We start from the raw sequence: 14,007 nt of genomic DNA on the forward strand, positions 1-14,007 counted from the left end.
CCATGCGAAAGACGGTCGACGCGGCTGCCCTTGGCAGCCTCACCCGGCCCTGTCCCTAGTGGCTTTTGATGACGGATACCGTGCTGTCGCTGTAATTCGCGACATAGACCTTGTGGGTGACCGGATCGGCCGCAACGCCATCCGGGCTGTTGCCCACAGTGATGGTGTCGGTCACCGCGGTGCCGTTGATGACGGACACAGTGGTGCCTGTCGGTGTGCCGCTTCCGCCGCTGTTTGGTACGTACACGGTGTGGGTTCCCGGATCCACTGCTACCCAAAGGGGATAGTCCCCGACCCCGACGGTGGCGGTTACGGTGGTGCCGTCGATCACTGTCACGCTGCCGTTTGTGTAGTTGGTGACGTAGGCCGTGTGGGTTCCGGAGTCAACCGCGACTTCGTATGGCCGGTTGCTGACGGACACGGCGTTGGTGACGCTGGTTCCGTTGATCTCCGAAACCGTGTAGGAAAGGGGGTCTGTGACGTAGACGGTGTGGGTTGAAGCATCCACGGCCACCCCGTACGGGTAGGTCGCTGCGGGGATGGTGTTGGTGACGGTGGTGCCATTGATCACGGAGAGTGTGCCGTCCGACTGATTGGCGACGTAGACAGTCCCGGTCCCGGGGTCCACGGCCACTCCGTATGGTTGGCTCCCGACGGTGATGGTCGCGATGACGGTGGTTCCGTTGATCACGGATACCGTGCCGTAACGGGGGTTCGTGACGTAGACATTGTGGGTCCCGGGGTCCACGGCCACGGCGAAGGGATCGGTGTTGGCCCCCAGGGGGATGGTCGCGGAAACCGAGGCTCCGTTGATCACGGTCACGGAGTCGCCGCCGTCATTGGTGGTGTAGACCGTGTGGTTACCGGGGTCCTCTGCGACCGCAAGGGGATTGATGTTTGCACCGCTAGGCCCAAGGGCGATGGTGTTGGTTACGGTGGGTCCACCGGGGTGGCCCGGGTGGCAACCGGGACCGGCGCAGGCGGCAGTGGCTGGGCCCGCCGTGGCGAAACTGGCGACCCAGACGGCTGCCGTGGCGATTGCCAGCGCGGCCATTCTAGATGATTTCATGGTGACGCTCCTTGACTGCTGTATTGCCGCCGCAGTATCCGCTCAGGCAGGGGCGGCGGTCTCATGTCCCCCGCGGGCGCCGTTGAATGCCCAGCCCAAGGCGGCAGCTTTCCGAGTGCTCGGTGAGGATGCCGGACAGGCGGCTTGCTTTTGTTGCCGGTCCGAAGTGCTGCCGTCGACATTGCGGTTTCGCCCCCCATCCCGTCTTGCCCCGGAGAACGGGGTCTTCACGCCGGGCCAATCCTTCACCCCGAGCTGGAGCTTGTCATGAGTGGCCGATACTCGATATTCGACGGCCCAGGAGGTAAACCACCTCTCTAACTACCGATAGTGATGCCGATCGACCGGCTTGGGGGACGGCCTCTGACCGGTCGGGGCGGGGTAATGGATGAGGAGTCCGATCACGACAAATGCGAGCAGGGGGTATGGGCCCTTCGTTCACTCCTGGCAGGCCTTAGTGAGCGTGTTCCTCGCCGGACCCCCAGAGGTTCTCCGCGGGCGACCAAATAGATATCCGATGAAGGACCCCGCACCCTTGGGGTGGTGTGCGCAGAAATGCGGTACCACCCCTCAGTCGTGGCTAGCGCCCGTCGTTGATTGAAGCCAGGAATGTGGTCAGTGCTTCGACGACGAGGTCGTGGTCGGCCTTTTGCGGGAGTCCAGAGACTATTGCGGTGGCGACGTGCCCGGTGCCTTCGACGAATATCGGGAATGCTCCGCCGTGGGAGGCGTAGCGCGCTTCATCGAACCATCCGTTGTCTTCCAGCCTGCCTCCGCCGAGCCGGCCTTTAAGTCCAACGAGCAGTGATGGTTCTGCGTACCGCCCAGTCGTTCTGCTCTTCCTCTGAACCCAAAGCTCGTTGTCGGGCGTCGCCCCGGGGAGGGAGACGTGGAAGAGGACGTGGTCGTTTCGGCGGATGTCGATGGCGACCGGGAGGTTCCGCCTGGTAGCGAGCTCCACCAGCAATAGACCCAGGCCCAGGGCGTCAGCCCGGTTGAAGCTGTTCAGATGAAGGGCGCTGACCTCGTTTTCGAGGCGTTCGATCAGCGGGTGCAGCGCGGCTTCGGGTTGTTCGTCGTGAGAGTCCGGGTCGAATTCCGGCTCGGAGCTAGGAATTGCGTGTTGGACCATGAGTGGTTTTGTTCCTCTCTGACACGGCCGTAGCAACCATCCGCCGTGTCATGGGAGGGCCCCCTTCGAGAAGACAACGTCCGCCGGGAAGATCAGTTGCCTGGCGAGGCGCACGCCTCCAAACCGGACGATGTCCGTCAATGGCCCGAGGTGGACCTTCATCGTCACGGCCACAGCCCCGATGTCAGTGCTGGCTTGGACTTCGTCCTGCGCCACGATGCCGGGTTGCTGAAGCGCCTTGAGGAGGGTTGCGCGGAGGCCCTAACGGTCTCAGCCCAGTCGCCAGTGGTCGAGCACCTCGTCGACTCTTTCACGGACCTGCTCGCGGGCGTTGTCCCGGGGCACGCCGGCCATGAGCAGTTCGTCGTAGTCGGTGTCTTGGTGGCGGATGGAGGCCACGACCGCCAATTTCAGCGCCTGTTCATCAAGGCGCTGTCCCTTGGCGGTGCGGCCGATCCGGCCGCTACCTCGTGCCGCGGTGTGCGCGGCGATCGCGGCGGCACGCTGAGGGGGACATCCAGGTAGCAGCCGGCTGATCTCCGCGGCCATCCGGTCTGCGAGCTCGCTGTCAGCCTCGCGGCGTCGCTCCTCATCGCGAGTTCGACGGCGGATGCGCGCCTCTGCGTCAGCCAGGCACGATGCCTCGGCATCCACCAGCGCCTGCTCCTCGACGAAGACGCCTTGTCGCTCGTAGCGCCGTCGGGACCGGCTGAAGCGCACGACTACCGCCGACAGGCCGCTGGCCTTGCGCGCCCGGCGCGTTAAAGCAGTATTGCCGGCCGGCAGATATGTGAGGTGGTCGAGATCGGCGCAGCTCATGCACAAGGGCGCGTCGTCTTCCATGAGCAGCAGGTCCCCGCGCCCGCCGCAGCCCGAGCATGTCCAGTCCTTCAGGGGCGAGACGACGACGAGGTCCGGCGGCCGGCCGGCCTGGTCCTGGACGCGTGCGCGTTTGGTCGCTCACAGTGCCGGGGAAACCCAGTGCGTACGGTATGCGCGCTCGATGGACGGGCTGCCGCTGGCGGAGAACTGCAGCGTCTTGCTGCCGCGGGGCCGGGCGGTGTATCCGGTCTCGCTGGGCTGCAACCCCTGCTCCTGGGCCCAGAGAGGCAATGCCTGCATCGCCGTCGAGATCTTGCCCAAGCCGACCTGCACGACCTGTTCGAGGTAGGGTATGCGTCCCTGGCGCCAGTAGTCTCGATGCACCGGCTGCAGCCAACCCATTTCCACGAGCACGTCGACCGGTGCAACGTAACCGTGGTCCTGCAACGCCTTCTCAGCCGCCCGTGCGACCCGCTGCTCGATTGATTGCGTCATGTTCTCTCTTATTACCGCCTCTCGAACTCGCGCTCCGCGCCACCCGCTTTGCGGCGCAGTAAGCAGCCGACGGGCGGCGTATTGCGCCGTGAGGTGATTGACTTCCGTGTCGTAGAAGGGCTAAATCCTACCCCTGGTCCCACGGTGCCGCGAGGCGGACGCGGAACCAGGGTCCAGATGCGGGTCGCTCTGCATCGGAAAAGCATGGAACCAGCGGATCGCCAGCGGCTCCTTGATCAAATGGCCGGGACAGGGCAGACGAGCCTGTGGCCCGGTGCTTCCTTCTCGAGTGTGCGGGCATCACAGGCGGATGTACGCCCATCCTTCCCACTGCCGAGTCGCCAGATGGGCAATTGCCGAGGGCACGGAACCGACGCCGGCGAGGAGTTGTTCCGGCATCAGATCCGCTGAACGCAGGCTATTCCGGCACGCAAGGATCCGGATGCCTTGACCGATTGCTTCGCTGATGGGCTTCCCCAGCGTTGAACCTGAGACCAGCAGGCCCACTCCCGGCCCCTGGACAACGACTTCGACAGGGACACCCGGAGTGAGGGCTGTCACTGCGTTTGCCGCGCTGCGCAAAGTTGCAGCGAGCCCGGCGCTCTCGGCCGGTCCTGCGCTGTGGACCAGAACGCCCCGCGAGGTATCGGCCTCCGGGGTATTGTCCGAAAGTTCGGTATCCGGCATGAGGGCTCCTTCAGCATCGGCAGGCCAAATCTTGGTCTGCGCAAGACTTGCGGTGATTATCCCATTGCACAGCGTGCGAAAGGGATCCATCTGGCGCATCGAGCTTCCCGGCGCAGGGGCAGCCGACAGGCACGCCCGCCTTCCGGGGAGCAGTTCAGTTGTCTAGTTTTGGGATGTTCTCGGGTTACGAACAAGCCGCACGAGCTCTGCTTCTGGACCTGATAGTTGACGGGGACCGTCCCACACCGCACGCAATGCCCGATGCAGGACAAGATCCTGGACTGGGACGATCTTTAGTTCTCCGGTCTTTACTTGGTCTGCCACTGCAAGGGTGCTCATCACTGAAGGACCCATGCCGGCCAAGACGCTTGTACGGATAGCGGCTGCGCTGCCAAGTTCGAGCAAGGGAGCGGCGCGCGGGTACTCAAGCAATGCAAGGTCAAGCGTGATCCGAGTGCCGGACCCCGGTTCGCGGACCAGCAAGGATGTTGATGCTAGTTCGGCAATGGAGATCGGCTCCCGGCGCCGGGTCCACGGGTGTTTAGGATGAACCACAACGACGAGTTCGTCGCGGGCCACGGTGAGGCTATGCAAGGTCCGTGGGATGGTTGGAGATTCCACGAAGCCTATATCGCAGGCCCCGCTGGTCACATCCTCGAAAACCTGCGCAGAATTATGCACAAGCAGGTGTATTCGCACGTCAGGGTGCAGCCTGCCAAATTTGCCAAGCCAACTGGGCACAAGGTGCTCGGCGACAGTCATGCTGGCAGCTACCGTCAGTGCCGTTCGCCTCTCAGCGCGCAGGGAATCGGTAGCTTCCAGCATCTGCCGCGTTTCGGCGAGGATTCTTCGCGCCCAATGGGCCACGACCGTGCCCTGAGGGGTGAGGGTGGAACCTGTTGGACTGCGCTGCAGCAGGGTCATGCCCAGCTGGCGCTCCATCAATCTGATCGACCGGCTCGCGTTGGGTTGGGCGAGGCCCGCACGTCGGCTGGCAGCGCTGAGGCTTCCGTAATCGTCCACCCCGACTACTAGTTCCAGCACGGTCAGATCCGGCCACTGTGCCATGCGCTAATCATATAACAATGCGACATGTGATGCGATTTTGATATACCCCTATGTCAAGAAGACGGCTATCCCCAGGCCATGGTTCGGCCGAGAATTGAGAGATGAGCAGCCAGGAGATCCAGCCGGATCCTGGTGCATGCCGGCTCCGGGAGGATCGCAGAAAAGTATGAGACAAGACGTTGCCACACACGCAAAGGACGAACGGCAGGATGCGTTGCTTCCCCGAGGCTTGCGGAACAAGCAGTTGCCCGGACTGGCGGCGGCAGCGGCCGCGGTCGCCGTCGCCTGGCTGATCCATACGGCTGTCCCGGTGATACCTTTCCTCACAGCATCAGTAATGCTGGGAATTCTTTCTGCAAATCTCCCCGGGATCAGTACCGCCGTAGAAGGAGTACTGCAGCCCGGGCTGACACTTTCCGCCAAGCGGTTCATGCGGCTGGGAATCGTTCTGCTAGGTCTCAAACTCAGCCTCATCGATGTGGCTGCGCTGGGCTGGAAGACGCTGGCGATCGTGGTTGGCATTGTCCTGCTGACCTTTATGGGAACGCTGGTTCTGGGTAAGGCCCTCAAACTTCCGGGCGATCAGCCCCTGCTTCTCGCCACCGGATTTTCCATCTGCGGCGCCTCCGCCATTGGGGCGATGAGCGGGGTCACCAAAACGGATCACCGCGACACCGTTGTTCCGATCGCCCTTGTGACCTTGTGCGGAACGCTGGCGATCGGGGTCCTTCCCGCGCTCAAGGGGCCCCTTGGCCTGGACACTGTTCAGTTCGGATACTGGGTGGGAGCCAGCGTCCACGATGTCGGGCAGGTTGTGGCAACGGCGCAAACGGCGGGTGCGGGCGCCCTTGCCGTCGCGCTCATCATCAAGCTCACCCGCGTGCTGATGCTTGCGCCGATGGTCACCGGAGCCGCGCTGGTTGGACGCTTCCACCGCCGACGGACGGCAAACGGCGCTGAGGATAACGGCATCAAGCTTCCTCCGCTGATCCCGCTCTTCGTGGCCGGGTTCATGGCGATGATCGTTGTGCGGACGCTGGGGATCCTGCCGCCCGTTGTCCTCGAAGTTGCTGGCACGGTCCAGGACCTGCTGCTTGCCGCAGCTCTGTATGGGCTTGGGGCGTCAGTGCAGATCCGGTCTCTGCTCCAGACCAGTGGCAGGGCCATCATCGCAGCGATGCTCTCCTGGGGTCTCATCGCAGCGCTGGCATTTGTCGGCGTGCACTTCATCTAGGAACACAGGCGGTTCCCCTCGACGTGATGCAGAGGGGAACCGCCTGTCATTATGTTCCGGCGCGAACGCGCGCATTTAATGGGGCTTGCCTAGCGTGCGACTTCGAAGAGGCCTGCGGCCCCCATGCCACCGCCGACACACATTGACACCACGACGAATTGTTGGTCGCGGCGGCGCGCCTCAAGCAGGGCGCTGCCTACTGCCCGCGAGCCCGTCATCCCGTACGGGTGGCCCAGGGCGATCGCGCCGCCGTTGACATTCAGCTTCTCCGGGTCGATCCCCAGGAAGTCCCGGCAGTAGACGGCTTGCGAAGCGAAGGCCTCGTTCAGCTCCCACAGCCCGATGTCCTCAACGCCCAGCCCATGGAGCTTGAGGAGCTTCGGGATGGCGGTGATCGGCCCGATCCCCATCTCCTCGGGCTCGCACCCACTGACTGCGATGCCGCAGTAGTAGCCCAGCGGCTCCAGGCCCAATGACGCCGCATAGTCGCTGTTCATCAGGACGTTGGCGGAGGCTCCGTCGGACAGTTGCGAGGCATTGCCGGCGCTCACCGTCGGATGCGCGGTGAATTCCCCGGGCTGCAGGACGGTTCGGAGCCCTGCCAGGGTAGCGGCGGTGGTGTCGGCGCGCACGCCCTCATCCCGGGAGACGAGTTGCTCGAATTCCGTCACTTCACCGCTTTCCTTGTCGGTCCGCAATGTGGTCACCCGGATCGGCGCGATTTCGTCGTCAAATAGGCCATTCGCGTGGGCGCGCGCCGCCCGCTGCTGGGACAGTGCACCCATTTGGTCCTGCGCCTCGCGGCTGATGCCGTAGCGCTCGGCCACGAGTTCAGCTGTCCGCAACATCGGCATGTAGGTGCCGGGGTGGTTGGCCTCAAGCCACGGATCACTGCTGCGGTATTTGTTGAGGTGTTCGTTCTGCACCAGAGAGATGGACTCGACTCCGCCGCCCACGGTCACCGCCATGGAGTCGACGAGAATCTGCTTGGCCGCGGTCGCTACCGCCATCAGGCCGGAGGAACATTGCCTATCGATGGTCTGCCCGGGAACGGTCACCGGCAGCCCGGCGCGCAACGCGCCCTGGCGGGCTACGTTGAAGCTTTGCGTCCCCTGTTGCGCGGCGGCACCCATGATGACGTCCTCGACCAGTGCCGGGTTAAGTCCAGTCTTGGCCAGTGCTGCAGCAATCGCGTGCCCGGCCAGCTCGGGAGCCGAAGTGTTGTTGAAGGCGCCGCGGTGCGCCTTGCCAATGGGGGTACGGGCCGTGGCAACGATGGCTGCTCTGGTCATGGGTGCTCCTTAATATGAGGGGTCTTTGACGAATGCGGGCCAACCGGGGGAGTGGGCACCGGGTTCAGGCGGCAGGGGCCTCGTAGAGCCGGGAGACGACCTCGGCGACACAGCCTGGCTTCTTCGCCTCCCCGTTGAGCTCCTGTTCGATAGTGACCTGGACGGTTGACTGTGCCCAGTTGTCCTCGCGGTCTAGGGCCACGAGTTTGATCCGGCCGCGCACGCGCGAGCCGACCAGGACCGGGGCCGGGTAACGGACCTTGTTCGATCCGTAATTCACGCCCATGGACAGCCCGTCGATGCGGTAGGTGTCGAACATGAACCCGGAGACCAGCGAGAGCGTCAGGTAGCCGTGCACCAGCGTGGTGCCAAACGGGCCCGAGGCGGCACGCGCGGTGTCGACATGGATCCACTGGTAGTCGTTGGTCACCTTGGCGAAGGCATTGATGTCTTCTTGGGTGATGGTGCGCCATTCTGTGACGCCGATTTCTTTCCCCACGCGCTGTGCGAAGTCGTCGATGCCGTTGAAGATCCTCATGCCTTCGGGCCGCCTGCCACGTACAGCACCTGGCCGGAAACGAACCCTGCGTTCTCGGAGGCGAAGAAGGACACGGCGTTGGCGATGTCCGCGGGCTTTCCGGTCCGGCGCACCGGAATCGCCGCGGCTGCCTTGGCAGTGAAGTCCTCGAAGGTGATGCCCATCCGCTCGGCCGTGGAGGCGGTCATCTCGGTTTCGATGAAGCCGGGGGCGATCGCGTTGGCCGTCACGCCGAACGGGCCCAGTTCCAGGGCAAGGGTCTTGGTGAAGCCCTGCAGCCCGGCTTTGGCCGCCGAGTAGTTGGCCTGACCGCGGTTGCCCAGGGCCGAGGTGCTGGAGAGGTTGACGATGCGGCCCCACTTGGCCTCGACCATGTGCTTCTGGGCGGCGCGGGCGACGAGGAAGGATCCGCGCAGGTGCACGTTCATGACCAGGTCCCAGTCGGAGACAGTCATCTTGAAGAGCAGGTTGTCGCGGATGATGCCTGCGTTGTTGACCACCACGACAGGAGGGCCAAGCTCGTCTGCCGTGCGGGCGACGGCGGCCTCGACCGCTGTCTCGTCCGAGATGTCCGCGACGATGCCGACGGCCCGGTGGCCGGCTGCGGTCAGCTCGGCGGTGAGGGCTTCAAGCCCTGCCTTGTCGAGGTCGAGCGCTGCGATGTTGAATCCGTCGGACGCCAAGCGCCGGGCAATTTCGGCGCCGATGCCGCGGCCTGCTCCGGTGACCAGTGCCGTGCGTTGTTGTTCAGTCATGATGAATCCTGTTTCCTTACTCTTGGGTGAAGTCCATGCCTGTCCCGGGCCGCCTAGCGGTACGTGACCCAGGAGCGGGGAAGATGGCCATGGTCGTTGAATGTCACCATCGTCTTCCCGGATGCACCCGTAACGATCTTGGTGACACCTGAATTCACAGTGACCCGGTTGAGTGCAAGCCATTGTGGAAAGCCGCCGTTGACAAGCCGGGCCACTGCCCAGGCAATGGCGCCTGAGCTCGAGACGACCACTGCGTCCTGACCCGATCCGAGCCCTTCGACGGCGCTATCCAGGGCCGTGTCGATCCGCTGGGTGAACGCGGAGAACGACTCCAGATAGTCGGCGTCGTGGTTGTTGGAGGCCCAGCGGGCAGAGGCTTTCTCGAGCAGGCGCTGGAATGCTCGCGAGTCGGTTCTGGCGCTCGGGTCTTCTTCCGGATATGCGTCCAGTAGCTCGGATGCGTTGAATTCGTCCCAGCCCGGATCGACGACGGGGGTCGTGTCCCAGCCGGCAGCCTCGATGAGTCCCTGTGCCGTCTGGCGCTGGCGTTTCATACCGCCGCTGACGATGCGGGTCGGAGTTGTCCCGGCCCGCATCATGTAGGTGCCGAGCGCGTGACTCTGGTCTTTGCCGCGTGTTGACAGCCGGTCGTAGTCCTCGGTGCCGAATGATGCTTGTCCGTGCCGGACCAAATAGAGAACACTCACAGTCCCGACCGTAGCCAACGTGGCGGTCGGGAACCATCCCTTGTTGGCTATCGGGGTGCCAGCAGGATGCTCACGGGTACTTCTTTTTTGGGCTGATCGGGAACAGCCAGCCTGCGCAGGCCAAGCGGTGCCAGGATCATCATCACGCTTGCGCCCAGCAGGCTCACCCAGCCGGTGGAATAGCCCCAGTGGTCGGTCAGCAGTCCGAAAAGCACCGGACCTGCGGCGAATCCGGCGAACAACCCCGTGGAGATCCGTCCCGTCGCTGCGCCGGCCTGGGACCCTGGGACCAGGCGCATAACCACTGTGAGCAGGATCACCATGGCGGCGTTTCCGGACAAACCATAGAGCGCGGTTCCTGTCCACATGAGGACTTGTGTTCCCCAGAGCGATGAACCGGCAACTAGCCCTACGGCCACGGCGCTGAAGACCGCAATCAGGGCCAGCGGCACCCCGGGGGCCCTGAACCGCTCCGTCAACCGGCCCCAGACCAACCGTGACACCAGGCCGCTCACCCCCAGCACCACACCGCACAGGGCTGAGATTTCGGCCCGCAGATGGAGGCCCTCGAAGGCGAAGAGCGGCAGGTAAGTGGCCAAGGTCTGGTACTGGACGCCGGACAGGAAGGCGTAGGCCACGAGCCACGCGAGTCCTATCGCCTTGACGCGGCGCGGCCGGTTCCGGGATGAGCGTGGTGGAGCGGTGCATTGGGGACGGACGTGGAGGTAGTGCAGGGACACCCAGAGCGACAGGAAGGTGACCGCGGCGCCCACCACGAACCCTGCTTGCCAGGACACCAGCGTGGCAGCCAGCGGGTAGGCCAGGCTGGTGAACACCTGGATGAGCTGGACGCCCGTTTGTTTCACACCCACCAACATGCCGCGGCGGCCCGGCTCCACCCGCAACGCCACCATGCCGTTGGTCAGCGGATTGGCCAGGCCAAGGGCTGCGCCGCCGAAGACAGCACTGACCCACAGGCCGGCCATGGACTGGGACAAGGCTGCCGCGACCATCGCGCACAGCCCGAAGCCGTGGAGCATCAGGATCCCGGTGCGTTGTGACAAACGGTCGGCAGCCCAGCCGAGCGGTGTGGACAGGATCGCCGCGGAAACACAGGCCACCACGGCGAAGGAGCCAAACTCCAAGCGCGTCAGGTGGAGGTCACGTGCCAGCAAAGGACCCAGGGCGCTCACACCTGTGGTGAGCAGCGGGCCGATTCCCGTGGCCAGGGTCAGGACCACGCCGAGGCGCATCAGGCCCGGGGTGGCGGATCTTGCAACAGCGGTGGTCACGGTCGGGTTCTCCTTAGGCAGCGGTCTTAAGCTGTGCCATCACTCGCGCCGAGTCACGGTCGGGATCCACCAGGATCATGGCCAAAATCGCCCCGACGATCGAAACAATGCCGAATATCTGGAAGGATTGTGCGTACCCGACGGCAGGTGAAACTGCCTGGTCCACGATCATTCCAGTCAATGGCGGGGCGACGATGCCACCAAGGGCCATCAAGGCAAGGAACATGCCTAGTGAACCAGCTACTTGATTCTTGGGACAGATCTGTGAAATGGCTGCGTTCATGATCGGGGCGAGGATGCAGCCGATTCCGTAGCCGATTGAGACAACTACTACGACGACAGTCGGTGTGCCGATGTAGGGCAGCACTGCCATCGACACGCCGCACACAAGGAGTCCTGCTGCCGGGACGATTCCCCTCATGATCCTCGAGCTCACGCCCCGGCTCATGAACTTGTCACTGAGGTACGTGCTGGAGAACATTGCGAGCATTGCCGCGATGCTGGGGAACCCGAACATGGCTCCGGCCTGGAAGCGGGTGAAACCCAGTCCGACTTCGAAGTACGACGGCAACCACGTGAGGACAACGGTCAGCAGGGCGTACATGGGGATAACGGCTGCAAGTGCACCCAGGAAGGTCCGCGTGCGGAAGATCGACATCCACGGAACGGCGGGAGCTGGAGTAGTGGCCGAACCCTTGACACCCGGGATCCGGACTTCGCCGTAGGGTCCCGGACGCCAGGTGAAGTACCACAGCGCGCACCAGCCCAAGCCGACGACCAGCATGGCAACGAAGGCCGAATGCCAGCCGAATTGCACGATGAGGAAGGCCAATGCCGGTGCAGCGGCGATCTTTGCCAGCGAACTTGAAGAGGCGATGAACGCCCCGGGCATGGAGCGTTTTTCCATGGGGTGCCATGAATACGCGGCCGTATGGATGAGCGCACCCGATGGGCCTTCTGTCAGGCCTAGCAGGAATCGGCTGACCAGGAGAACCACGAAGCTGCCTGCGACGATCATGGGGACCATGCAGGCCGCCCAAATCACGGCCAATGCCATGAGGGACCATTTAAGAGTGGCCCACCTGTTGATGAGTCCGGCAAAGAACCCCCCGGCCGAGAACGCGAAGAAGAACACGCTCGCGGCCAGCCCGATTTGAGCTGACGTGAGCCCGAATTCGTCTTTGAGGGGTTGGGCGACAAGTCCGAGCAGGATCTTGTCGCTGTAGTTGACGGTGTACAGCAAAACCAGTACTGACGTCAGGCCCCACGCCTTTGCGCGTGACTCTTGACCCGGTGGCGTCATCATTTCTGGCACTGCCTGCCGTGTGGTCACTTTGGACATGTCATTACCCTTCTAGTGTTGCCACCGTCGCCCAACAGCAATATCCGGGTATCCACTCGCCAGACGTCGAGTCCGTCGCTGACGTGAACCATGACGCGGCCCCGTCCTGTTGTCAGGTGGATCCACATGATGGAGCCATCAGGGCTGACGTCATCGACCCAGCCGGAGTCTATTTCCCGCCCGTCCCGGCGCAGCTCGACGAACTCCCCACGCCACAGGTACTTCCACCGCGTCATCAGATAGGGTTCATTTCGCCTCAACATTTGCATGAATCGAGTTCCTTCGCGTGGGTCCCGGTAACGTCGCTGTTTCCCAAGGGACCTTATTTTTGGATCGGGGGCTGCCGCTCCCGGCTTAGCGGAACGCGGCGACGCCGGTGAGTCGCTGGCCCAGAATGAGGGTGTGGACTTCGTCGGTGCCCTCGTAGGTGCGCACGGATTCGAGGTTGTTCGCGTGCCGCAACGGTGAGTAGTCCAAGGTGATGCCATTGCCCCCGAGGATGGTGCGGGCTTCGCGGGCAATTTTGATGGCCTCACGGCAATTGTTCAGTTTACCAACCGAGATCTGGTCCGGCTGCAGCGTTCCGGCGTCCTTCTTCCGGCCCAGGTGCAGGGCGAGCAGGAAGCCCTTGTTGATCTCCAAAGCCATGTCCACCAGCTTCTGCTGGGTCAGCTGGTAGCCGGCCAGTGGTTTGCCGAACTGCATACGGCCCTTGGAATAGTCCAGGGCGGCCTCGAAGGAGTCGCGGGCCGCTCCCATGGCGCCCCAGATAATACCGTAGCGGGCCTCATTCAGGCAGGAGAACGGGCCCTTGAGCCCGACGACGTTCGGCAATGCGGCGGATTCGGGCAGGCGAACGTCTGTGAGTTCTATGTCGCACTGGATGGAGGAGCGCATGGACAGCTTCGCTCCGATCGGCGTGGCCGTGAATCCCGGGGTCGAAGTGGGCACCAGGAAACCGCGCACCCCACCGTCGGTCTGGGCCCAGATGATGGCGATCTGGGCCACGGACGCCAGTCCGATCCAGCGCTTGGCGCCGTTGAGCACCCAGTCGCCGCCGTCGCGGCGGGCGAAAGTAGTCATGCTGCCCGGATCCGATCCGGCAGTGGGTTCGGTCAGGCCGAAGCAGCCGATCACCTCGCCTTTGGCCATTGCCGGCAGCCATTCCTGCTTCTGCTCGTCGGAGCCGTGCTTGTAGATGGCGCTCATGGCCAGCGATCCCTGCACGGAAACAAGGGTCCGCGTCCCCGAGTCGCCGGCTTCCAGCTCCGCACCCGCCAGGCCGTAGTCCACGGCGGAACGGCCGGCGCAGCCGTAGCCTTTCAGGTGCATGCCCAGCAGGCCGAGCTTGGCCAGTTCCGGGACGATCTCCACCGGGAAGTGGCCATTTTCATACCAGCCTGCGATGTTCGGCTTGATCTCGCTGTCAACGAAGGACCGCACGGAATCGCGCAGCGTACGCTCTTCCGCGGTGAGCAAGGAATCGAAGTCAATCAAATCACTGATATCAGACATCTGTGGGCCTTTCATGGTGGTGGTCGGGTGTTCCGGGAGCGAGGGCGGAGCGGCGCCGC

Annotated in this window: 15 protein-coding genes; 1 reads left to right on the plus strand and 14 read right to left on the minus strand. The window is 63.7% G+C overall.

Annotated elements, in window-relative coordinates; genetic code table 11:
• Nucleotides 1–55: 55 nt before the first annotated feature.
• From AC4CS3_RS10080 to AC4CS3_RS10110, 7 genes are all read right to left on the minus strand, one after another.
• Nucleotides 56–1,069, minus strand: coding sequence for a YncE family protein (locus AC4CS3_RS10080; protein ID WP_490783326.1), 1,014 nt, complete (start codon nt 1,067–1,069; stop codon nt 56–58).
• 580 nt (nt 1,070–1,649) lie between these two features.
• The gene (locus AC4CS3_RS10085) at nt 1,650–2,201 is read right to left on the minus strand and encodes a heme-degrading domain-containing protein (protein ID WP_490783327.1); all 552 of its coding nucleotides are present in this window, start codon (nt 2,199–2,201) and stop codon (nt 1,650–1,652) included.
• 48 nt (nt 2,202–2,249) lie between these two features.
• A complete protein-coding gene (locus AC4CS3_RS10090) occupies nt 2,250–2,417 on the minus strand; it encodes a hypothetical protein (RefSeq protein WP_490783328.1) in 168 nt (55 codons plus the stop codon).
• Between the two features lie 54 nt (nt 2,418–2,471).
• Entirely contained in the window at nt 2,472–2,921 is a 450-nt protein-coding gene (locus AC4CS3_RS10095) for a DUF2293 domain-containing protein (protein ID WP_490783329.1), read from the minus strand.
• 240 nt (nt 2,922–3,161) lie between these two features.
• Entirely contained in the window at nt 3,162–3,518 is a 357-nt protein-coding gene (locus AC4CS3_RS10100; RefSeq protein ID WP_490783330.1) for a hypothetical protein, read from the minus strand.
• Between the two features lie 300 nt (nt 3,519–3,818).
• A complete protein-coding gene (locus tag AC4CS3_RS10105) occupies nt 3,819–4,205 on the minus strand; it encodes a DsrE family protein (protein ID WP_490783331.1) in 387 nt (128 codons plus the stop codon).
• A 162-nt stretch (nt 4,206–4,367) separates the two neighbouring features.
• Nucleotides 4,368–5,273 (minus strand): LysR family transcriptional regulator, encoded by a 906-nt coding sequence (locus tag AC4CS3_RS10110; RefSeq protein ID WP_490783332.1) that lies wholly within the window; start codon nt 5,271–5,273, stop codon nt 4,368–4,370.
• Nucleotides 5,274–5,439: 166 nt separating this feature from the next.
• Here AC4CS3_RS10110 and AC4CS3_RS10115 point away from each other — a divergent pair, with 166 nt between their 5' ends.
• On the plus strand, nt 5,440–6,507 hold the full coding sequence (locus AC4CS3_RS10115; protein ID WP_490783333.1) for a YeiH family protein: 1,068 nt from the start codon (nt 5,440–5,442) through the stop codon (nt 6,505–6,507).
• A gap of 89 nt (nt 6,508–6,596) precedes the next feature.
• Here the strand turns inward: AC4CS3_RS10115 and AC4CS3_RS10120 are convergent, their stop codons facing one another.
• The 7 genes from AC4CS3_RS10120 to AC4CS3_RS10150 form a co-directional block, all read right to left on the minus strand.
• Nucleotides 6,597–7,799 carry an acetyl-CoA C-acyltransferase gene (locus tag AC4CS3_RS10120; protein WP_490783334.1) on the minus strand — a complete coding sequence of 401 codons (1,203 nt, stop codon included), beginning with the start codon at nt 7,797–7,799 and terminating at the stop codon, nt 6,597–6,599.
• Nucleotides 7,800–7,863: 64 nt separating this feature from the next.
• On the minus strand, nt 7,864–8,337 hold the full coding sequence (locus AC4CS3_RS10125) for a MaoC family dehydratase (protein ID WP_490783335.1): 474 nt from the start codon (nt 8,335–8,337) through the stop codon (nt 7,864–7,866).
• Nucleotides 8,334–9,092 (minus strand): SDR family oxidoreductase, encoded by a 759-nt coding sequence (locus AC4CS3_RS10130; protein WP_345046611.1) that lies wholly within the window; start codon nt 9,090–9,092, stop codon nt 8,334–8,336. The genes AC4CS3_RS10125 and AC4CS3_RS10130 overlap by 4 nt, the downstream gene beginning before the upstream one ends.
• 53 nt (nt 9,093–9,145) lie before the next feature.
• Complete coding sequence (locus AC4CS3_RS10135) at nt 9,146–9,799, minus strand: histidine phosphatase family protein (protein ID WP_490783336.1); 654 nt, start codon at nt 9,797–9,799, stop codon at nt 9,146–9,148.
• 47 nt (nt 9,800–9,846) lie between these two features.
• Nucleotides 9,847–11,091, minus strand: coding sequence for an MFS transporter (locus tag AC4CS3_RS10140; protein WP_490783337.1), 1,245 nt, complete (start codon nt 11,089–11,091; stop codon nt 9,847–9,849).
• Between the two features lie 13 nt (nt 11,092–11,104).
• Nucleotides 11,105–12,433, minus strand: a complete 1,329-nt coding sequence (locus AC4CS3_RS10145) for an MFS transporter (RefSeq protein ID WP_490783338.1) — start codon at nt 12,431–12,433, stop codon at nt 11,105–11,107.
• Nucleotides 12,434–12,787: 354 nt separating this feature from the next.
• A complete protein-coding gene (locus tag AC4CS3_RS10150) occupies nt 12,788–13,948 on the minus strand; it encodes an acyl-CoA dehydrogenase family protein (protein WP_490783339.1) in 1,161 nt (386 codons plus the stop codon).
• Nucleotides 13,949–14,007: the final 59 nt, after the last annotated feature.

This window comes from Arthrobacter sp. SE2 (genome assembly GCF_058244265.1).

Excerpts from the sequence above, each read along its gene's own strand:
- AC4CS3_RS10145 (WP_490783338.1), bottom strand. The coding sequence starts at position 12,433 with ATGTCCAAAGTGACCACACGGCAGGCAGTGCCAGAAATGATGACGCCA.
- AC4CS3_RS10080 (WP_490783326.1), bottom strand. The coding sequence starts at position 1,069 with ATGAAATCATCTAGAATGGCCGCGCTGGCAATCGCCACGGCAGCCGTC.
- AC4CS3_RS10120 (WP_490783334.1), bottom strand. The coding sequence starts at position 7,799 with ATGACCAGAGCAGCCATCGTTGCCACGGCCCGTACCCCCATTGGCAAG.
- AC4CS3_RS10150 (WP_490783339.1), bottom strand. The coding sequence starts at position 13,948 with ATGTCTGATATCAGTGATTTGATTGACTTCGATTCCTTGCTCACCGCG.
- AC4CS3_RS10125 (WP_490783335.1), bottom strand. The coding sequence starts at position 8,337 with ATGAGGATCTTCAACGGCATCGACGACTTCGCACAGCGCGTGGGGAAA.
- AC4CS3_RS10110 (WP_490783332.1), bottom strand. The coding sequence starts at position 5,273 with ATGGCACAGTGGCCGGATCTGACCGTGCTGGAACTAGTAGTCGGGGTG.
- AC4CS3_RS10100 (WP_490783330.1), bottom strand. The coding sequence starts at position 3,518 with ATGACGCAATCAATCGAGCAGCGGGTCGCACGGGCGGCTGAGAAGGCG.
- AC4CS3_RS10085 (WP_490783327.1), bottom strand. The coding sequence starts at position 2,201 with ATGGTCCAACACGCAATTCCTAGCTCCGAGCCGGAATTCGACCCGGAC.
- AC4CS3_RS10115 (WP_490783333.1), top strand. The coding sequence starts at position 5,440 with ATGAGACAAGACGTTGCCACACACGCAAAGGACGAACGGCAGGATGCG.
- AC4CS3_RS10130 (WP_345046611.1), bottom strand. The coding sequence starts at position 9,092 with ATGACTGAACAACAACGCACGGCACTGGTCACCGGAGCAGGCCGCGGC.
- AC4CS3_RS10105 (WP_490783331.1), bottom strand. The coding sequence starts at position 4,205 with ATGCCGGATACCGAACTTTCGGACAATACCCCGGAGGCCGATACCTCG.